At 59.4% G+C, this 17,962-nt stretch carries 22 protein-coding genes; 14 read left to right on the forward strand and 8 right to left on the reverse strand.

What is annotated here, in order from left to right:
* Positions 1-29: 29 nt before the first annotated feature.
* Positions 30-809 (reverse strand): sulfite exporter TauE/SafE family protein, encoded by a 780-nt coding sequence (locus tag AKG12_RS01995; RefSeq protein WP_046798498.1) that lies wholly within the window; start codon positions 807-809, stop codon positions 30-32.
* 151 nt (positions 810-960) lie between these two features.
* On the opposite strand from AKG12_RS01995, the gene AKG12_RS02000 reads away from it, so the two are divergent.
* Entirely contained in the window at positions 961-1,266 is a 306-nt protein-coding gene (locus tag AKG12_RS02000) for a pyrophosphohydrolase domain-containing protein (RefSeq protein WP_046798499.1), read from the forward strand.
* A gap of 22 nt (positions 1,267-1,288) precedes the next feature.
* On the opposite strand, the gene AKG12_RS02005 is transcribed toward AKG12_RS02000, so the two are convergent.
* Positions 1,289-1,714, reverse strand: coding sequence for a hypothetical protein (locus AKG12_RS02005; protein WP_285277714.1), 426 nt, complete (start codon positions 1,712-1,714; stop codon positions 1,289-1,291).
* 68 nt (positions 1,715-1,782) lie between these two features.
* On the opposite strand from AKG12_RS02005, the gene AKG12_RS02010 reads away from it, so the two are divergent.
* Complete coding sequence (locus AKG12_RS02010; RefSeq protein ID WP_285277715.1) at positions 1,783-2,064, forward strand: tetratricopeptide repeat protein; 282 nt, start codon at positions 1,783-1,785, stop codon at positions 2,062-2,064.
* A gap of 48 nt (positions 2,065-2,112) precedes the next feature.
* Here the strand turns inward: AKG12_RS02010 and AKG12_RS02015 are convergent, their stop codons facing one another.
* The 4 genes from AKG12_RS02015 to AKG12_RS02030 all read right to left on the reverse strand — a co-directional run bounded on the left by AKG12_RS02015 (position 2,113) and on the right by AKG12_RS02030 (position 5,569).
* Positions 2,113-2,775, reverse strand: coding sequence for an HAD family hydrolase (locus tag AKG12_RS02015; protein ID WP_052817420.1), 663 nt, complete (start codon positions 2,773-2,775; stop codon positions 2,113-2,115).
* Between the two features lie 4 nt (positions 2,776-2,779).
* Complete coding sequence (locus tag AKG12_RS02020) at positions 2,780-3,217, reverse strand: bleomycin resistance protein (protein WP_046798502.1); 438 nt, start codon at positions 3,215-3,217, stop codon at positions 2,780-2,782.
* 328 nt (positions 3,218-3,545) lie between these two features.
* A complete protein-coding gene (tldD, locus tag AKG12_RS02025; RefSeq protein ID WP_046798503.1) occupies positions 3,546-4,961 on the reverse strand; it encodes a metalloprotease TldD in 1,416 nt (471 codons plus the stop codon).
* 83 nt (positions 4,962-5,044) lie between these two features.
* Positions 5,045-5,569 (reverse strand): invasion associated locus B family protein, encoded by a 525-nt coding sequence (locus AKG12_RS02030; protein WP_003494243.1) that lies wholly within the window; start codon positions 5,567-5,569, stop codon positions 5,045-5,047.
* A 446-nt stretch (positions 5,570-6,015) separates the two neighbouring features.
* Between AKG12_RS02030 and coxB the strand changes: the two genes are divergently transcribed.
* The 12 genes from coxB (at position 6,016) to AKG12_RS02090 (ending at position 16,229) form a co-directional block, all read left to right on the forward strand.
* Positions 6,016-6,879: a cytochrome c oxidase subunit II gene (gene coxB / locus AKG12_RS02035; RefSeq protein WP_046798504.1), complete on the forward strand. Its 864-nt coding sequence runs from the start codon at positions 6,016-6,018 to the stop codon at positions 6,877-6,879.
* A 17-nt stretch (positions 6,880-6,896) separates the two neighbouring features.
* Positions 6,897-8,597 (forward strand): cytochrome c oxidase subunit I, encoded by a 1,701-nt coding sequence (gene ctaD / locus AKG12_RS02040; RefSeq protein ID WP_046798505.1) that lies wholly within the window; start codon positions 6,897-6,899, stop codon positions 8,595-8,597.
* Between the two features lie 388 nt (positions 8,598-8,985).
* Entirely contained in the window at positions 8,986-9,939 is a 954-nt protein-coding gene (locus AKG12_RS02045) for a heme o synthase (RefSeq protein WP_046798506.1), read from the forward strand.
* A complete protein-coding gene (locus tag AKG12_RS30945) occupies positions 9,939-10,070 on the forward strand; it encodes a cytochrome c oxidase system small membrane protein (protein ID WP_003521105.1) in 132 nt (43 codons plus the stop codon). The genes AKG12_RS02045 and AKG12_RS30945 overlap by 1 nt, the downstream gene beginning before the upstream one ends.
* A gap of 31 nt (positions 10,071-10,101) precedes the next feature.
* Entirely contained in the window at positions 10,102-10,719 is a 618-nt protein-coding gene (locus tag AKG12_RS02055; RefSeq protein ID WP_052817422.1) for a cytochrome c oxidase assembly protein, read from the forward strand.
* 58 nt (positions 10,720-10,777) lie between these two features.
* On the forward strand, positions 10,778-11,653 hold the full coding sequence (locus AKG12_RS02060) for a cytochrome c oxidase subunit 3 (RefSeq protein ID WP_046798508.1): 876 nt from the start codon (positions 10,778-10,780) through the stop codon (positions 11,651-11,653).
* Positions 11,654-12,014: 361 nt separating this feature from the next.
* Entirely contained in the window at positions 12,015-12,401 is a 387-nt protein-coding gene (locus AKG12_RS02065) for a DUF983 domain-containing protein (protein ID WP_052817424.1), read from the forward strand.
* Positions 12,402-12,411: 10 nt separating this feature from the next.
* Entirely contained in the window at positions 12,412-13,146 is a 735-nt protein-coding gene (locus AKG12_RS02070; RefSeq protein ID WP_052817426.1) for an SURF1 family protein, read from the forward strand.
* A 76-nt stretch (positions 13,147-13,222) separates the two neighbouring features.
* Positions 13,223-14,269: a 4-hydroxy-3-methylbut-2-enyl diphosphate reductase gene (gene ispH, locus AKG12_RS02075; RefSeq protein ID WP_046798511.1), complete on the forward strand. Its 1,047-nt coding sequence runs from the start codon at positions 13,223-13,225 to the stop codon at positions 14,267-14,269.
* 88 nt (positions 14,270-14,357) lie between these two features.
* Positions 14,358-15,326, forward strand: a complete 969-nt coding sequence (locus AKG12_RS02080; protein ID WP_052817427.1) for a homoserine kinase — start codon at positions 14,358-14,360, stop codon at positions 15,324-15,326.
* Positions 15,323-15,763 (forward strand): ribonuclease HI, encoded by a 441-nt coding sequence (gene rnhA, locus AKG12_RS02085; protein ID WP_003494262.1) that lies wholly within the window; start codon positions 15,323-15,325, stop codon positions 15,761-15,763. Before AKG12_RS02080 ends, rnhA begins: the two co-directional genes overlap by 4 nt.
* Positions 15,764-15,920: 157 nt before the next feature.
* Positions 15,921-16,229: a Dabb family protein gene (locus AKG12_RS02090; RefSeq protein WP_046798513.1), complete on the forward strand. Its 309-nt coding sequence runs from the start codon at positions 15,921-15,923 to the stop codon at positions 16,227-16,229.
* 144 nt (positions 16,230-16,373) lie between these two features.
* Here AKG12_RS02090 and AKG12_RS02095 read toward each other — a convergent pair whose 3' ends face one another.
* Positions 16,374-16,859: a peroxiredoxin gene (locus AKG12_RS02095; protein ID WP_046798514.1), complete on the reverse strand. Its 486-nt coding sequence runs from the start codon at positions 16,857-16,859 to the stop codon at positions 16,374-16,376.
* 222 nt (positions 16,860-17,081) lie between these two features.
* Positions 17,082-17,930 carry a protein-disulfide reductase DsbD domain-containing protein gene (locus AKG12_RS02100; RefSeq protein WP_052817428.1) on the reverse strand — a complete coding sequence of 283 codons (849 nt, stop codon included), beginning with the start codon at positions 17,928-17,930 and terminating at the stop codon, positions 17,082-17,084.
* Positions 17,931-17,962 lie beyond the last annotated feature (32 nt).

The raw sequence follows: 17,962 nt of genomic DNA on the forward strand, positions 1-17,962 counted from the left end.
GACGGCAAAGGCAGGCCGGTGCGGCCTGCCTATTTCAACAGCGAATCGAACAGCGGCAGGCCGATGACGGCGGAAATGGCGATAAGGCCGTAGCAGATGCGCCGGAACGCCGCTTCATCGGCAAATCCGTGCAGGCGCGCGCCGACGTAAAGGCCCGCCCCGTAAAACGGCAGGGCCAGCAGGAAAAAGACGAAGACATCGGCGGTGAAAAGACCACCGAAAAAATAGCTTGCCGTGGAAATCACGGTCGAAACCGCGAAATAAAGAATGACATTGGCGCGCACGAAGGCACCTTTAAGCGCCCCGCCAAGCCAATAGGCGACCACGGGCGGCCCGCCCAATTGCGCAGCGCCGGAAAACAGCCCGGCCAGAAACCCGGTAAACAGGGTCAGAGGCGTCTTTGGCCGTCCGCTGTAACGCCAGCCGGAAAGCAGAAACAATAACAGCACGACGACCACGGTGGAGATGATCCAGCGCAGGGTCAGCGGATCGCCATGGGAAAGCAGCAGGGTTCCAAGCGGGACGCCGACAAGTGCGCCTGCCGCCATGGTGAAGACCTCGCGCCGGTCCGCCATGCGAAAGGCAGGCGGTATCATGCCGAGCGTCAAGACGCCGTCCACCACCAGCAGAACCGCTGACGCGATGCGTGGCCCGACGATGGCGCTGGCAAGCGGAATGAAGATGAGTGCCGCGCCGAAGCCGGAAAAGCCACGGGCAAGACCGGCAAGAAAAGCCGCGCCCGCAAACATCGCCAGCAGCGTCGGGCTATGGGCGGTGATGAGCGATGAGAAAAAATCGAGATAAGGCATGGGTGACGGCACTGTTTCGAATGACTGTTCCTATCGCGATGGCGGGCATCTGTCGCGGATATTTCCGTTCAAGGTCGCGAAACATCCTTTCGGATCGACGCGGCCGGAGAATCGTGGTTAGAGTTGTAACGCACGAACAAAGGATGAACAAATGCTTGCTGACATGATGCGCCGGTTTGAAGAGGCCTCGCAAAAATATGCCGCTGAAAACGGAATATTCCGCGACCCGGACTGGTACATGCTGAAGCTTCAGGAAGAGGTTGGCGAGGTGACGCAGGCCTGGAACCGGCTGACAGGGCGGGCGCGCATCAAGGGCAGGAGCAAAGAGGAGATGAAGGGGGATCTGGCCGACGAAACAGCCGATCTCCTCGGCCATGTGCTGTTGCTGGCCCATTATAACGGTCTCGATATTGAAGGAGCGATCGAGCGTAAGTGGCGTTTCAGGTCGATGGGCTGACTGCTGCGTGAGGTCACTGCGATTACGACAGCGCGACGATCAAAAACAGAATTGTAAGAATGGTAGTCGCTGGCGTCATCACCAGCTGTTCGGGACGGCTGCGGGACATGGCGTTTAGCGGTATGCCAAGCGCTAGATATCCCGTCATGATCCAGATGCCGATGCCAATCCATGATTCAGGCCAAAAGGAGAAAAGAGCCGCCTTTTGCAGCAAAATCGACGCGATAAGCGCATACATCAAGATGGCGAACAAGCTGGATATCCGCAGGATGACCGGCAACACCCTCTGCTGGCCGCCCCACGCGAAATGCCCGAGAGGTACACCAGCCACAAGCGCCAACTGAAACCCTGCGAGAGCGAGTAATATGACCGTTGCGAGGATGGCAGCCGAGGCGAGCATGATTGGGTTTTTCTCTCCAGCGCTGCTTGCTCTATAAAACGCGTACATGAAAATCATGTATCAAAAAAACAATGGCCAATTTCATCTGATGGATGAAGTAGTACGGGGAAATGCCGATGTTCGATTTTAACCGTCTAGAGCAGCGTGCAAAAGAGTTGTTCGGTTCCGGTAACATCGCAGACGCCATAAAAATATATTTATTTATGGCCGATGGAGATCCGTCTCTGGATGCTGGTTATTTGGGAGAAAAGCTCGGCGAGTGCTACGAAAAGCTTGGGGATCTGCACGCCGCCAAATATTGGTACGGACGAGCGGTGGAGGAGAATCCGGAAGTAAGGCTGGTGTCGACGGAGAGTCGTAAGCGGCTTCAGCGGGTCGGCATAGACGATATCATATAGTGGCGTGACAGGGAGCGTTTTACCGGGTTCTCCCTGCGTTTCCTTGCCTTACGCGACCTGCAGCAACAGACTAGCCACCGCATGCAAATCACCCATGACGGCAACGCACTTCTCCCGCATTTCCTCGGTCGGCGGCGCGACATCCGGTACCATGATTGTCATCATGCCAGCCGAAGAGGCCGAGCGGACGCCGGAATAGGAATCTTCCAGTGCAAGGCAGCGGCCAGGATCGAGGCCGAGGCGCTTTGCGGCAGTGAGATAGGGCATGGGCGCGGGTTTCGGTTCGGTATAATCGCCGCGCGCCACGATGGTGTCGAAGCGCCTGAGAAGGTCGTAAGGGCCGAGGTGGCGGGTGACCGATGTGTGCTGCGAAGATGTCGCGATGGCGCGGCGGATATCCAGCCGGTCGAGGAGATCGAGGATTTCGGCGACGCCGGGTTTCAGCGCCACACCCTCCGCCATCATCACACCGAGATGCCGGAGCCATGCGTCGCGAAAAGCGTCTATGGGAAAATCCGCGCCATAGTCGGCAAAGATGGTGCCGGTTATGACATCCCACGGACTGCCGCAGACCTTCTGATAGGTCTCGACCTGCATTCCATGGCCGCCTTCCGCAGAAGCCGCCAGAAATGAATCGCGATAAAGCACCTCGCTTTCAATCAGCAATCCGTCCATGTCGAAAACAACAGCATGCGGGCGAAAGGGCAGCATGGGCTCAACCGAACCGGAAGGGGCGCTCGCCCAAGCTCTCGAATGGGCGGATCAGATAACCGTCCGGATCGGCGACGATGAATTGCCGGTTGCCAACCTCGACCGTCCCGCGCCTGTACCACTTCTCTTCCGGCGCCAGAACGAGGTCGATCGAAGAGCGTTCCAGCCGCGTGAGAATGGGTTGCAGGGAAGGGACGGCGAGTTGCAGGTTCATGCCGCGGCCCAGCGGAAACTCAAGCGCGGCATTGTCAGCCACGAAGGTCCGGGTCGCGCCGATCTGGTCGATCATGACCTGTGCCTCATCGAGCGCAAGATAGGCGAAGCCCTCTTCGGGGCGCTCATAAACCACATGAAAACCGATCAGGTCGCAATAAAAGGCGCGGCTTTTCAGCCAATCCGTGACGGCAAGTTCCGGGACGAGGGCATTGCGTATGATGGTCATGGTCTCCTTATGCCGCGCAGGCCCGGCGTTTGGAGGAGGGCCTGCCGTGAGGGTGATCTTATCGTCTTCTCGGCGAGGTGCCAGAGGAAACCTCATCATGGCAGCCATGTGCGATGTTATGGGCTGGGATTGATGCGGCAGGCTCAACGTTTCGCGTGACCGCAACTCTCTCTGCCGTCATGCCAGACTGGATCCGGCATCCAGCTAGCCCAAGTCCCTGGGCTGACAAGACTCTTCTCGCCGCGCAGACGCGCGTTGGCTGGATACCGGCTCAGGGCCGGTATGACGGAATTTGGGACAGACCGTAGTGATCCAAACTCCGAATTCCTTACGCTTTCGTACCGCCCACGGTGATCTGGTCCATGCGCAGATGCGGCTGCCCAACACCGACCGGCACCCATTGCCCGGCCTTGCCGCAATTACCGATGCCCGTATCGAGTTTGGAATCATTGCCGATCATCGATACGCGCTTCATCGCGTCCGGTCCGTTGCCGATCAGCATGGCGCCCTTTACCGGCGCGCCGATCCTGCCGTTTTCGATGAGGTAGGCCTCGGTGCAGCCGAACACGAATTTGCCTGAGGTGATATCCACCTGTCCGCCACCGAAGGAAACGGCATAGATGCCTTGTCTGACGGAGGAGATGATCTCCTCGGGCGTCTTGTCGCCTGATAGCATGTAGGTATTGGTCATGCGTGGCATCGGCACATGCGAATAACCCTGCCGGCGACCATTACCGGTGGCCTTTGCGCCCATCAGCCGGGCATTCTGGCGGTCCTGCATATAGCCCACCAGCCTGCCGTTCTCGATCAGCACATTATAAGCGGAAGGCGTACCCTCGTCGTCGATGGTGAGTGAGCCGCGACGGCTGTCGATGGTGCCGTCATCCACGACAGTCACGCCGGGGGCGGCCACCATCTCGCCCATCAGGCCGGCAAAGGCCGATGTCTTCTTGCGGTTGAAATCGCCTTCCAGACCGTGACCGACCGCCTCATGCAGCATCACGCCCGGCCAGCCGGAGCCGAGCACCACATCCATGGTGCCGGCCGGTGCATCGATGGCGGTCAGGTTGACGAGCGCCTGGCGCAACGCTTCATCCGCACCGCGCTGCCAGCTTTCCGTGGTAATGAAATCGCCAAAACCGACGCGGCCGCCGATGCCGTAGGAGCCGCTTTCCTGCCGGTCGCCGTCACCCGCCACCACGGAAATGTTGATGCGGGTCATGGGCCTGATGTCGCTGACGCGATGACCATCGGCGCGCAGTATGTCCACCACCTGCCAGCTGGCGGAAATCGTCGCCGTCACCTGCCGGACGTTTTCGTCCTTGTCGCGCAGATAGGCGTCGATATCGGTGAGAAGTTTCACCTTCTCTTCAAAGCTCGGGCTGCCGATCGGGTTTTCGTCGCCGTAAAGTTTCTTGTTGGTGCGCTGGGGCGCGGCGGCATAGGAGCCGGAATAACCGCGGGTGACAGCGCCGACTGCATCCGAAGCGCGCTTCAGCGCACCTTGCGAAAGCTCGCCGGCATGGGCGTAACCCACCGTCTCGCCGGCAACGGCGCGCAGGCCAAAACCCTGATCGGTGTTGAAGGAGCCGCCCTTGAGCCGGCCATTGTCGAAGGTTAGCGATTCGGCCTGGGCATGTTCGATGAACAGCTCGCCATCGTCAGCGCCGGCAAGCGCCTCTCCGACGAGCTTGCGCAATTGCGTTTCATCGCAATCGAAGAGTTTTACAAGATCGTCGGTCATGGGAGGCTCCAGTCATTATCGTTCAATGACCGATTTAGGCACTGGAGCGGGCAGACGCAAGGCTGCCCGTTGACGACGAGGCGTTACGGCAGCGCGTCGTAGCCTTCGGCAAAGCCGGTCAGCTCGATCGGAATGCCGACACGGTCCTGATCGACGGATTCACGCAGCGCAAAAACGGCGGCCTTGCCGGCGCGCAGAACCTTCAGCAGCTCATCGTCAATATCCACTTCCACATAGCAGCCTTCGGAGAAGCAGCGGGTGAAATAGGCGCGGCCGATATTATTGTTGTCGATATAAAGCTCCATGCCGTCCTTCAGGAGAACGCCGAGCGGCGCGAGGATACGCAGGATGCGCGACTTGCGGTCGGCGGTCTTCAGCACCACCACCGAAAGCCCCACTTCCGGGCGGTCGTCGGCAATCACGTTCTGCATCAGGGCGCATTGTTCTTCCGACGCACCCGCCGGTTTGTCGCAGATGACAGACCATGCGCCATGCGTCGACTTCGGCGTGCCGGGCGGCTGCTGTTGCGCCAGCGCCGCAGCGGCGGGGGCGATGATGGCAAGACCGGCGGCGGCAAGAAAAGTGCGCGCGAGCGGGGAAAGACGCATGGATACCTCTGGGATTCGAATCAGTGCGGCTATTTTGACGCCATAATCCGGAAAAAAAAGCCTTGGAACCTCAATTCCAGCGGAGTTGGGCGGAAATAGGACCTTTCTGCTTTGTTTATGTCCGTAATTTCTCCGTCCGCCACGCCGCGTCCGGCCCGCGCTGGCAGGCCGCAAAACCCTCTGAAAGAAGGGCCTGTGCCGCATTTTGACTGTTTGAAAGCGGTCGCGGCCTATCCATTCGGGTGCGGAGTGCGGGAAAGTCGACCGCCAATTGACCAATGGCAAAATTGGCTGACATCCGTGTCCCGACGCATATTGCGGCAGAGGACAAACTGTGGTTTGAAGTTAGTACCATTAGCATGGATTCTGCGTCTGTGATTGATCTAGATCAGACGCGTGAGGGAGAGGGTACCGTGAGGAATAGGATTTACGCAGCATTGGCGGGGATGACCTGTCTGCTCACGGCTGTCGGCGCCCACGCCGATCAGCCGGTGCATTGGCAAATGGGCATGCAGGAGGCCGCCACGCCGATCATGCACGAAATACGCTGGTTCGAACAATATACGCTTTGGTTCATTGTTCCGGTTACGCTTTTCGTTCTTGCGCTGCTCATCATCGTTGCCCTGAAATTCCGCGCCGCGAAAAATCCGGTAGCGTCCAAGACCAGCCATAACACGGCGATCGAGGTGGTTTGGACGCTGGCGCCGGTGCTCATTCTCCTGTTCCTTGCTTTCCCTTCGTTCAATCTTCTGAACGCGCAGCTGACCCAGCCGGAAAACCCGGACCTGACGCTGAAGGCGACCGCCACGCAATGGCTGTGGAGCTATGAATATGCCGCCGCCGAGGGCGCCGAGCCGCTCTCCTTCGACAGCTATCTGCTGAAGGAGCAGGATCGCGCTGCTGCGGGCAAGGAGGACAAGGCCCGCTATCCGCGTCTTCTCGCGGTAGACAATGAAATGGTCGTTCCGGTCGGCAAGACCGTTCGCCTTCTGGTGACGGCGGCTCCGACCGATGTCATCCACGCCTTCGCCATGCCCGCTTTCGGCGTCAAGATCGATGCCGTTCCGGGTCGCCTCAACGAAACATGGTTCAAGCCGGAGAAGGAAGGCCTTTATTACGGCCAGTGTTCCGAGCTTTGCGGCAAGGACCACGCCTTCATGCCCATCGCCATTCGGGTGGTTTCCGAACAGCAGTACAACGCCTGGCACGCCGCCGCCGCTTCAGATCTGAACGGCGCGAACCGGGCGCTGATGGCCTCCGTCGACGGCGCTCCGCGCACGGTCGACGTTGCCGCCAACGAAACCAACTGACGACTGGAGTGACGACAATGGCTGGACCTTCCGCACACGACGATCATCACTCGCATGGTCAAGACGCGCATGCGCATGACGATCATTCGCATGATCATTCCCATAAGCCGGGCTTTTTCGCCCGCTGGTTCCTGTCCACCAACCATAAGGACATCGGCACGCTCTACCTGATCTTCGCGATCATGGCTGGTATCATCGGCGGCGGGCTTTCGGTCGTCATGCGCATGGAGCTGCAGGAGCCGGGCATCCAGATCTTCCACGGTCTGGCTTCCATGGTTTACGGCTTCGAGGGCGACGCCGCCATCGACGGCGGCAAGCACATGTTCAACGTGTTCACCACGGCGCATGCGCTCATCATGATCTTCTTCATGGTCATGCCTGCGATGATCGGCGGTTTTGCCAACTGGATGATCCCGATCATGATCGGCGCTCCTGACATGGCTTTCCCGCGCCTCAACAATATTTCCTTCTGGCTGATCGTTCCGGCCTTCATCCTGCTGCTCCTGTCGCTCTTCGTCGAAGGTCCGGCGGGTGCTTATGGTGTGGGCGGCGGCTGGACCATGTATCCGCCGCTATCGACCAGCGGCATGCCGGGACCGGCGGTGGATCTGGCGATCTTCTCGCTGCACGTCGCCGGCGCGTCCTCCATCCTTGGCGCCATCAACTTCATCACCACCATTCTCAACATGCGCGCCCCGGGCATGACGCTGCACAAGATGCCGCTGTTTGCCTGGTCGGTTCTCGTCACCGCATTCCTGCTCCTGCTGTCGCTGCCGGTTCTGGCGGGTGGCATCACCATGCTTCTGACCGACCGTAACTTCGGCACGGCGTTCTTCTCGCCGGAAGGCGGCGGTGATCCGATCCTCTACCAGCACCTGTTCTGGTTCTTCGGCCATCCGGAAGTGTACATCCTGATCCTGCCCGGCTTCGGCATCATCAGCCACATCATTTCCACCTTCTCCAAGAAGCCGGTCTTCGGTTATCTCGGCATGGCCTATGCCATGGTCGCCATCGGCGCGGTCGGCTTCATCGTCTGGGCGCACCACATGTATACGGTCGGCCTGTCGCTCGAAGCACAGCGTTATTTCGTGTTCGCCACCATGGTCATCGCGGTGCCGACAGGTATCAAGATCTTCTCGTGGATCGCGACCATGTGGGGCGGTTCGCTGACCTTCTCGACACCGATGATCTGGGCGATCGGCTTCATCTTCCTGTTCACGGTCGGTGGCGTTACCGGCGTGCAGCTCGCCAATGCCGGTCTCGACCGCTCGCTGCATGACACCTATTACGTGGTGGCCCACTTCCACTACGTGCTGTCGCTCGGCGCGGTCTTCGCGATCTTTGCCGGCTGGTATTACTGGTTCCCGAAGATCACCGGCTACATGTATAGCGAGTTCATCGGCAAGCTGCATTTCTGGGTCATGTTCGTCGGCGTGAACCTGATTTTCTTCCCGCAGCACTTCCTCGGCCTCGCCGGCATGCCGCGCCGCTACATCGATTATCCCGATGCCTATGCCGGCTGGAACCTGGTGTCTTCTTACGGCTCCTATATCTCGGCCGTTGCTGTTGGCATCTTCCTCTTCGGCGTCTGGGAAGCCTTCGCCAAGAAGCGGATCGCCGGCAACAATCCCTGGGGTGAGGGTGCAACGACGCTCGAATGGCAGCTGTCTTCACCGCCGCCTTACCACCAGTGGGAACAGCTTCCGCGCATTCGCTGAATGCCGGACCGGAAAGCGCGGGCGCTGCTCGCGCATTCCGGTTGCTGAAAAAAGGGGACGGCGTGGTTGCGCCCGTGCCGTTTCCAAAGGCGGGAGGTCCGCCGCTGCGTGACATTTTGTCCAAGCGAAGCTTGTCGTCCGACATGATACATGCCCGGATGTGATAAATGCCAAGTTTGGCCTTTATGAATGAGCAGGCGCAGACGAGTGGCGGGGGGGGCGCGGCGACAGGCCGGGCGAATGACATCGGTTTTGGCCGATGCGGCCCATGCCGAAACGTTCGGACCCAATGAATTGACGCATCGCGCATGCCGGAAATCACATTCGTTTTCGGGCCGGTGCAAGGGATGTCGCGGCAAGTGGCATCTGAAGGAAAACAGGACAGGAAATGACCGTTATCGACAATCGCGACATGCTGGGTGTTGAAAGCTCCGAACTCTCGGAAGCCGGCGCGCGCGATTATTTCGAATTGCTGAAACCGCGCGTCATGTCGCTCGTCGTCTTCACGGCCTTTGCGGGCCTCGTGCTGGCGCCGGGTGAAATCAACCCGGTGCTTGGGCTCATCGCCATTCTCTGCATCGCCGTCGGCGCCGGCGCGTCCGGCGCGCTCAACATGTGGTACGATGCCGATATCGACGCCGTGATGAGCCGCACCGCAAAGCGGCCGATCCCTTCGGGCCGTATCGCACCGCGTGAGGCCTTGGCCTTCGGGCTGACGCTGTCGGCCTTTTCGGTGGTCATCCTCGGCCTTGCGGTCAACTGGTTCTCCGCCGGTCTGCTCGCCTTCACCATCTTTTTTTACGCCGTCGTTTATACGATGTGGCTGAAGCGCTCGACGCCGCAGAACATCGTCATCGGCGGTGCTGCCGGCGCTTTCCCGCCCATGCTCGGCTGGGCCTGTGTCACCGGCGGCGTTTCGCTTGATAGTATCATCCTGTTCCTCATCATCTTTTTATGGACGCCGGCGCATTTCTGGGCGCTGGCGCTGTTCAAGATGCGTGATTACGGCTCCGTCGGCATTCCGATGATGCCGAATGTGGCCGGCGAACGCTCCACCAAGAACCAGATGATCGTTTACGCCGTGCTGACGGCGGCCGCGGCCGTCGCGCCGTATTTCACGGGTCTGGCGAGCGGCGGTTACGGCATTTTCGCGGCCGTGCTGAGTGCGATCTTCATCTACTGTTCGCTCGATGTCCGGCGCATGCCTGAGGGTGACGAGAAGATGCTGCCCGCCAAGAAGATGTTCGCCTATTCGGTGCTTTACCTCTTCGCCATCTTTTCCGGCCTTCTGGCCGATCATTTCGCTCCGGCCCTGAAGGCCGTGATTTCGGGAGTTCTGTGATGGAAACGGTGGAACTGAGCGCGGCGCAGAAAAAATCGAGACGTGGGCGCAATATCGCGCTCGGCGTCCTGCTCGCCGGTCTGGTGGTGCTGTTCTACATCATCACCATCATCAAGATCGGCTCACATTGACGATCTGACTGGAGGAGAGGAGGAGGAGAACATGGCAAATATGGAAGCGCAGACGGCGGAGACCGGTAAGCAGCGTGTGAGCAACCGCTCCATTCTCGTACTCTGTCTCGTGTTTTTCTGCGGCATGATCGGCATGGCCTATGCCGCCGTGCCCCTTTATACGCTGTTCTGCCGCGTCACCGGCTATAACGGCACGACCCAGCGCGTCGAGCAATATTCCGACGTCATCCTCGACAAGACCATCAACGTCACCTTCGACGCCAACACGTCGAACGGCCTTAATTGGGATTTCCAGCCGGTCGACAGGAAGGTCACGCCGAAGATCGGCGAAACGGTGCAGGTCACCTTCAAGGCGACGAACCGCTCACCCGTGGCGACCACGGGAACGGCGGTCTTCAATGTCACGCCGATGGAGGCGGGCGCCTATTTCAACAAGGTGGAGTGTTTCTGCTTCACCGAAACGACGCTGCAGCCGGGCGAAACACTGGAAATGCCGGTGGTCTTTTTCGTCGATCCTGACATCGCCACGGCGCGCGAAACCAAGAGCATTCATACTTTGACGCTGTCCTATACGTTTTATCCGGCCAAAACCGAAAAACCGGTTGCGTCCTTGCCGGTAAAGACTGAATCTGGCGAAAGCAAATTGTGAGAGGTGATCTGGCCTTCTTGAGGCCGGATCAGGGAAGAGATACCAGGGGATTGTCGCAATGGCAGATACGCATCAGAAGAACCACGATTACCACATCATAGACCCAAGCCCCTGGCCGCTTCTGGCCTCGATCGGCGCCTTCATCCTGACCTTTGGTGGCGTCTGTTACATGCGCTACCTGTCGGGTGGCTCCTTCAAGCTGTTCGGTGCGGAACTCGCCAACCCCTGGCTTTTCTATATCGGCCTCGTCATCGTGCTTTACACCATGTATGCGTGGTGGGCGGATACGATCAAGGAAGCCAATGAGGGCAGCCATACCCGCGTCGTGTCGCTGCATCTGCGTTACGGCATGATCATGTTCATCGCTTCGGAAGTGATGTTCTTCGTCGCGTGGTTCTGGGCCTATTTCGATGCGAGCCTGTTCCCGCACGAAGCCATTCAGGCGTCCCGCCTTGAATATACCGGCGGTCAATGGCCGCCCAAGGGCATCGAGGTCATCGATCCCTGGCATCTGCCGCTCTACAACACCGTCATCCTGCTTCTGTCGGGCACATGCGTCACCTGGGCGCACCATGCGCTGCTGCATAATGACCGCAAGGGCCTGATCAGCGGCCTCGCGCTCACCGTGGCGCTCGGCGTGTTGTTCTCCACCGTGCAGGTTTACGAATACATTCACGCGCCGTTCGATTTCAAGAACTCGATCTATGGCGCGACCTTCTTCATGGCCACCGGTTTCCACGGTTTCCACGTCTTTGTCGGCACGGTCTTCCTTCTGGTCTGCCTGTTCCGCGCCATTGCCGGCGGTTTCACGCCCAAGCAGCATTTCGGCTTCGAGGCGGCTGCCTGGTACTGGCACTTCGTTGACGTCGTCTGGCTGTTCCTGTTCTTCGCCATCTACATCTGGGGTGGCTGGGGCGCGCCGGTTCACGGGTAAACGACGCCGGATAGGGCCTCGCCCGGAGCAAGGCATTGCGTGTGAGGGGATGGGTCCCACTTGTTTCTTCTCCCCGCCGGGGAGAAGTCCGCGGCAGCGGGATGAGGGGGCGGGGGTGGAGATATCCGGAGAGCTTGCCCCCTCATCCGACCCTTCGGGCCACCTTCTCCCCGGCGGGGAGAAGAAAGTCGCGGCGCCGTCGAGCAACAAACAAGTGCCCGGGTTTTGAGGCAAGCTTCCAAGAGATTTGACGTCATCCTCGGGCTTGACCCGAGGATCCATAGCCCGCTGAAATCGTGGGTCCCCGGGTCAAGCCCGAGGATGACGGAGGAGGGGTTAGGCAACTTCGCGGGAGGTCATCATGTCCGAACCATCAAACGGCAATTTCGCGCCTGTTGATCCCATCAAGGTGGGCTTGAAAGGCTGCTGCCCGCGTTGCGGTAACGGCCGGCTGTTTGACGGTTTCCTGACGCCGAAACCGGCCTGCAGCGCCTGCGGGCTGGACTATGGTTTTGCCGATGCGGGTGATGGTCCGGCGGTCTTCGTCATGCTGATCGTCGGTTTTCTGGTTGTCGGGCTGGCGCTCTGGTTCGACCAGCGTTTTGCGCCACCCGTCTGGGTGCATGTCATGCTCTGGTTGCCGTTTACGGTGATTGTCTCGCTCGTGCTGCTGCGCAAGCTGAAGGGGATCATGATTGCGCTGCAATATCGCAACAATGCGAGCGAAGGCAGGCTTGATCGTGAATGAGGTTTCCCACATGAAGGCGGCGGAAAGACGGGTCTGGTTCGCCGCGCCGCTGGTGCTGCTGGCGCTAGCCATTCTTCTCGGTCTCGGTACCTGGCAGGTGAAGCGGCTTTACTGGAAAGAGGCGCTGATGGCCGATATCGAGGAGCGGCTGAGCGCGAGCCCGGTTCCGCTTGCCGATATCGAAGCAATGGCGAAAAGCGGCGGCGATATCGAATATCGCAAGGTCAGGCTGTCAGGCACTTTCGATCACGCCCGCGAGCGCCATTTCTTCGCCACGCATCAGGGCCGAACCGGTTATTACATCTATACGCCGCTCACGCTTGCCGATGGCCGCATCCTTTTCGTCAATCGCGGCTTCGCGCCCTTCGAGATGAAGGAACAGGCCAAACGGACCGAAGGACAGGTAACCGGCGAGATCGCAATAACAGGGCTGGCACGCGCACCGCTTGTCGCAAAGCCCTCTTCACTGCTGCCGGATAATGACATCGCCAAGAACATCTTCTACTGGAAGGATCTGGCGGTGATGGCCTCGAGCGTCGATATCCCCTCCAATCGGCTGGTCAACCTTTTCGTGGATGCCGACAATACACCGAACCCCGGCGGCTGGCCGCAGGGCGGAGTGACGCTGATAGATTTGCCCAACAATCACCTGCAATATGCGATAACGTGGTATGGCTTGGCGCTGGCCCTTGTCATCGTCGTTGGTTTTGCCTATTTCCGGAACCATAAGGCGCGCGACGAATAACGCGCGCCCCGCCCGGCAAGGGGCAGGCTATCGGGCAAGGCATGGAGCACGCCAAGAAGCAGGCCAAGGAGCACGAATGAACATCGCCGTTTCCAAACCCCCTTTGACGATAAGGCTGTGCGGACCGCGCGGCTTTTGCGCGGGCGTGGACAGGGCGATCCAGATCGTCGTGCTGGCGCTGAAGGCCTATGGTGCGCCGGTCTATGTCCGCCACGAAATCGTGCATAACCGTTATGTGGTGGAAGGGCTGGAAGCCAAGGGTGCGGTTTTCGTCGAGGAACTGCATGAAATCCCTGCCGAACATCGCGAACAGCCGGTGGTGTTTTCCGCCCATGGGGTGCCGAAATCCGTGCCTGAAGATGCGCAGGCGCGCAACCTGTTTTATCTCGACGCCACATGCCCGCTGGTCTCCAAGGTTCACAAGCAGGCCATGCGCCACCAGCGCCTTGGCCGCCATGTGGTGCTGATCGGCCATGCGGGTCACCCCGAGGTCATCGGCACCATGGGCCAGCTTCCCGAAGGTACGGTCTCGCTGGTCGAAACGGTGGAAGACGCTGGCACATATGAACCCGTGGACCGCGAAAATCTTGGTTTCGTCACCCAGACGACGTTGTCGGTGGATGATACCGCCGGCGTCATTGCCCGTTTGCAGGAACGTTTCCCTGCCATTCAGGCGCCCGCCGCCGATAGCATCTGTTACGCAACCACCAACCGCCAGGATGCAGTGAAACAGGCGGCACCCGGCTGCGACCTGTTCATCGTTGTCGGTGCACCCAATTCCTCCAACTCCAAGCGGCTGGTGGAAGTGGCGCTGCGGGCCGGGGCAAAGCACTCCGTGCTGGTGCAGCGGGCGGCGGAAATCGACTGGGACACGATCGGCGATATCCGCACTGTTGGTCTTTCGGCTGGCGCATCCGCACCTGAGGTTATCGTCGATGAAATCATCGAGGCCTTCAAGGCGCGCTTCGACACCACGCTCGATCTTGCCGTGACGGTTGAGGAAACGGAACATTTCCTCGTCAACCGCGAGCTGCGCAGCATCGAGCTGACGACTGACGACATGGCTTTCGTTAATGGCAATGCCAGCAATGCGCTGCCGCCGAAGACCGCCGCCGGTGCCTAGAACAGGGTGACGACGAGGTGAGCGGTTCTCACCTTGCATCTGCCATTCCCCCAGATTCTTATTCCATCCTTCATCAAGAGATTTTAAATTGGCAGTTTATACTGATATCACCGAAGATGATCTGAGGAATTTCCTCACGCAATACGACACCGGCAGCCTCACCTCCTACAAGGGCATTGCCGAAGGTGTCGAAAACTCCAATTTCCTGCTGCACACCACCAAGGAACCACTGATTCTGACGCTTTATGAAAAGCGGGTGGAAAAAAACGATCTGCCGTTCTTCCTCGGCCTCATGCAGCATCTGGCTGCCAAGGGCCTGTCCTGCCCCTTGCCCCTGCCGCGCAGGGATGGCGAATTGCTGGGCGAATTGTCGGGCCGGCCGGCGGCGCTGATTTCCTTCCTTGAAGGCATGTGGCTGCGAAAGCCGGAAGCCAAACATTGCCGCGAAGTCGGCAAGGCGCTGGCCGCGATGCATCTGGCGGGTGAGGGGTTCGAAATCACGCGTCCCAACGCACTGTCCGTTGAAGGCTGGAAGGTGCTGTGGGACAAGTCGGAAGACCGCGCCGACGAGGTGGAGAAGGGCTTGAGGGACGAAATCCGTCCCGAGATCGATTATCTCGCTGCCCATTGGCCGAAGGATCTGCCCGCCGGTGTCATTCATGCCGATCTGTTTCAGGACAATGTATTTTTCCTCGGTGACGAGCTGTCCGGCCTGATCGATTTTTATTTCGCCTGCAATGACCTGCTCGCCTATGACGTGTCGATCTGCCTCAATGCCTGGTGCTTCGAAAAGGATGGCGCCTATAACGTCACCAAGGGCAAGGCGCTCTTGGAAGGTTACCAGTCGGTGCGCCCGATGAGCGAGGCGGAACTGGAAGCGCTGCCGCTCTTGGCTCGCGGTTCGGCGCTGCGTTTCTTCCTGACGCGGCTTTACGACTGGCTGACGACGCCGGAAGGCGCGCTGGTGGTGAAGAAAGACCCGCTGGAATATCTGCGCAAGCTGCGGTTCCACCGCGCGATCGCCAATGTCGCTGAATATGGGCTGACGGGCGAATGAAACATGTCGATATTTTCACCGATGGCGCCTGCTCCGGCAATCCCGGTCCCGGCGGCTGGGGCGCTGTGTTGCGTTATGGCGAGGTGGAGAAGGAACTGTCCGGCGGCGAGGCCGAGACCACCAATAACCGCATGGAGCTGCTGGCGGCGATTTCCGCACTCAACGCATTAAAGAGCCCCTGCGAGGTCGATCTTTATACCGACAGCGCCTATGTCAAGGACGGCATTACCAAGTGGATTTTCGGCTGGAAAAAGAAGGGCTGGAAGACCGCCGATAACAAGCCGGTCAAAAATGTCGAGCTCTGGCAGGCGCTTGAGGCGGCACAGGAGCGCCACAAGGTTACCCTGCACTGGGTCAAGGGCCATGCCGGCCACCCGGAAAACGAGCGCGCCGACGAATTGGCGCGCAAGGGCATGGAGCCCTTCAAACGCCGGTAACGCAAGCCTGCTTTATTTCCGCTCGGCCCAGTCAGGGGCGATTTGACCCGCGCCGATTTGAACCGGGCCGCATTTATCGGGGTTGTGAAAACCGAAACCCGACTTATCTTGTCGTCAAGGACGCCTGCGTTGCGTCCAACGGAGGAGAGGAATCCGGATGATCCTGCATTGTGTATTTCTACGGTTCAAGGCTGCGACGGCATCCTCTGAAAAACATGCGATATTCGAGGCGATTGCCGCCCTGAAGGACGTGATACCCGGTATCATCGATGTGAAATACGGCCAGAATGTCTCGCCCGAAGGCCTGAACGGCGGTTTTGTCGACGGCTTCATCGTGACGCTGGAAAGCCCCGAGGCCCGCGACGGCTATCTGGCCCACCCCCAGCATGTGGAAGTGGGGGAGCGTCTGGTCTCGCTCACCGATGGCGGTCTCGCCGGGCTTCTGGTGTTTGATATGAACGTGTGAGAGGGCGGCGTGGCCGCTCTCTTCCGTCATGCTCGGGCTTGTCCCGAGCATCTGCAACGTCTCGATTGAGTTGAACGTGGTTAGATCCTCGGCACAGGGCCGAGGATGACGTCTTACCCAGGGCCAAGAGGCCGCTTCTTAATGTCAAAGCTGCTCGATCATCGCCGCAGCAGCCGAGACCGTCGCCTGGCCGGGGTTTTCCTCGACATTCAGCGACTTCACCACGCCGTCTTCAACCAGCATCGAATAACGCTTGGAGCGCACGCCAAGCCCGCCGCCGGAAAGATCGGCATCGAGGCCAAGCGCCTTGGTGAAGGCCGCGTCCCAGTCGGCGAGGAAGTGGATCTTGCCCTGACCGCCGGAGGATTGTGCCCATGCGCCCATGACGTGCCAGTCATTGACGGCGATCACGGCAATGTCATCCACGCCCTTGGCGAGAATGGCGTCCCGGTTTTCGAGGTAACCCGGCAGATGGTTCAGCGAGCAGGTGGGGGTGAAAGCGCCGGGTACGGCGAAAAGAACGACCTTCTTGCCGCCGAAAAGCTGATCCGTGGTGGTTTCCACCGGGCCGTCGGCCGTCTTTTCCTTGAAGGTTGCGGAAGGCAGTTTTTCGCCGATCTTGATGGTCATGTCCATGCTCCTGTGGTCGTTCGGTTGGCGCGACTATAGAGCATTTCCAGTAAAATTGCGTAGCGGTTTTACGTCCGGATGATGCGATAAAACAAAGAAATGGAGCACTTCCCGATGGTTCCGTTCAGACGTGCTCCAGAGCACGGAAATGAAATCTGTCATGCGGTTTTCGAGTTAAATTGCTTAACCTGAAAGGGCCGCTCGGCTCCTTGCGAAAACCGCTCAGGGCTTCGGAAAATTCAGCATCGTTTCCATGGCCCGGTCGCCGGATTTGACCAGGATAGGCCAGCTATTGCCCGGCACCTGATAGGTTTTCGGCAGGCCCTTGATGTTCATGTAAAAGGACAGCTTGCGCTTGTCGCGCACCATGTTCTGCGGCTCGTAATAGGCAAAGCCAGAGGGACCGGCGATGAAGATCTCGGTTTCCTTCGGCGCGTTTTCCGGCAATTGCAGTTGCACGCCGAGCATGGTCTTGTCGGGCGTGATGTGGAAATCGGTGACCTTGAAATCGTCGGAGGCGGCTTCGGGCAGCGTTTCGCGGGCTTCCTCCAGCAGACGCCGTTCCTCGCCATCGTCATCACCCGCATTGCCGCGGTCGATGGAGAATGTCGCCTCGAAGGGAATGCAGATATTCTGGCACACGCCGATAAAGGCGGTGAGGTCGATCTTTCCGCTGGCCGCCGGGTCGGCGGCTTTCAGCTGAAAAGGCAGACTGACGGCATGGTCGTAGCCGATATCGGTAATGTCGCCATTTTCGATGAGCTTGGGAACGGGATAGGCCATGGTGGCAAGCGTAACACCGCTTGCCGGATCAAGCGTGATCTTCGGCGGTATGCCGGCTTCTCCCGGCTCGCGCCAATAGGTGATCCAGCCGTCTTTCGGCTCAATCTGCAATACGCCGCGCACCACGCCGTCCGCATCCATGGCAAGGCTTGCCACCCGCATCTGGCCGCCTTCGCTTCTGGCCCAATCGGTAATTTCGGCCCGGGCGGCTTGCGTGCCGCCGAGGAGAGCGGCAAACAGGGCCGCGAAACGAAGATGTGAAAATCGGAAGAATGTCCTGACGCTCATGCTTCCCGTCTAACCCAACATTGCCCGGCCGA

Origin of the sequence: Agrobacterium sp. SUL3, from assembly GCF_001263295.1 — a bacterium.
GTDB classification, from domain to species: Bacteria; Pseudomonadota; Alphaproteobacteria; order Rhizobiales; family Rhizobiaceae; genus Agrobacterium; species Agrobacterium tomkonis.

Bases quoted from the DNA above. Each gene is read 5' to 3' on its own strand.
- coxB (WP_046798504.1), top strand. From the start codon at position 6,016: ATGACCTGTCTGCTCACGGCTGTCGGCGCCCACGCCGATCAGCCGGTG.
- AKG12_RS02000 (WP_046798499.1), top strand. From the start codon at position 961: ATGCTTGCTGACATGATGCGCCGGTTTGAAGAGGCCTCGCAAAAATAT.
- AKG12_RS30945 (WP_003521105.1), top strand. From the start codon at position 9,939: ATGGAAACGGTGGAACTGAGCGCGGCGCAGAAAAAATCGAGACGTGGG.
- AKG12_RS02100 (WP_052817428.1), bottom strand. From the start codon at position 17,930: ATGAGCGTCAGGACATTCTTCCGATTTTCACATCTTCGTTTCGCGGCC.
- AKG12_RS02070 (WP_052817426.1), top strand. From the start codon at position 12,412: ATGAAGGCGGCGGAAAGACGGGTCTGGTTCGCCGCGCCGCTGGTGCTG.
- AKG12_RS02095 (WP_046798514.1), bottom strand. From the start codon at position 16,859: ATGACCATCAAGATCGGCGAAAAACTGCCTTCCGCAACCTTCAAGGAA.
- AKG12_RS02030 (WP_003494243.1), bottom strand. From the start codon at position 5,569: ATGCGTCTTTCCCCGCTCGCGCGCACTTTTCTTGCCGCCGCCGGTCTT.
- ctaD (WP_046798505.1), top strand. From the start codon at position 6,897: ATGGCTGGACCTTCCGCACACGACGATCATCACTCGCATGGTCAAGAC.
- AKG12_RS02055 (WP_052817422.1), top strand. From the start codon at position 10,102: ATGGCAAATATGGAAGCGCAGACGGCGGAGACCGGTAAGCAGCGTGTG.
- ispH (WP_046798511.1), top strand. From the start codon at position 13,223: ATGAACATCGCCGTTTCCAAACCCCCTTTGACGATAAGGCTGTGCGGA.
- AKG12_RS02005 (WP_285277714.1), bottom strand. From the start codon at position 1,714: ATGTACGCGTTTTATAGAGCAAGCAGCGCTGGAGAGAAAAACCCAATC.
- rnhA (WP_003494262.1), top strand. From the start codon at position 15,323: ATGAAACATGTCGATATTTTCACCGATGGCGCCTGCTCCGGCAATCCC.
- AKG12_RS02020 (WP_046798502.1), bottom strand. From the start codon at position 3,217: ATGACCATCATACGCAATGCCCTCGTCCCGGAACTTGCCGTCACGGAT.
- tldD (WP_046798503.1), bottom strand. From the start codon at position 4,961: ATGACCGACGATCTTGTAAAACTCTTCGATTGCGATGAAACGCAATTG.
- AKG12_RS02060 (WP_046798508.1), top strand. From the start codon at position 10,778: ATGGCAGATACGCATCAGAAGAACCACGATTACCACATCATAGACCCA.
- AKG12_RS02065 (WP_052817424.1), top strand. From the start codon at position 12,015: ATGTCCGAACCATCAAACGGCAATTTCGCGCCTGTTGATCCCATCAAG.
- AKG12_RS02045 (WP_046798506.1), top strand. From the start codon at position 8,986: ATGACCGTTATCGACAATCGCGACATGCTGGGTGTTGAAAGCTCCGAA.
- AKG12_RS02015 (WP_052817420.1), bottom strand. From the start codon at position 2,775: ATGCTGCCCTTTCGCCCGCATGCTGTTGTTTTCGACATGGACGGATTG.
- AKG12_RS02090 (WP_046798513.1), top strand. From the start codon at position 15,921: ATGATCCTGCATTGTGTATTTCTACGGTTCAAGGCTGCGACGGCATCC.
- AKG12_RS02010 (WP_285277715.1), top strand. From the start codon at position 1,783: ATGTTCGATTTTAACCGTCTAGAGCAGCGTGCAAAAGAGTTGTTCGGT.
- AKG12_RS01995 (WP_046798498.1), bottom strand. From the start codon at position 809: ATGCCTTATCTCGATTTTTTCTCATCGCTCATCACCGCCCATAGCCCG.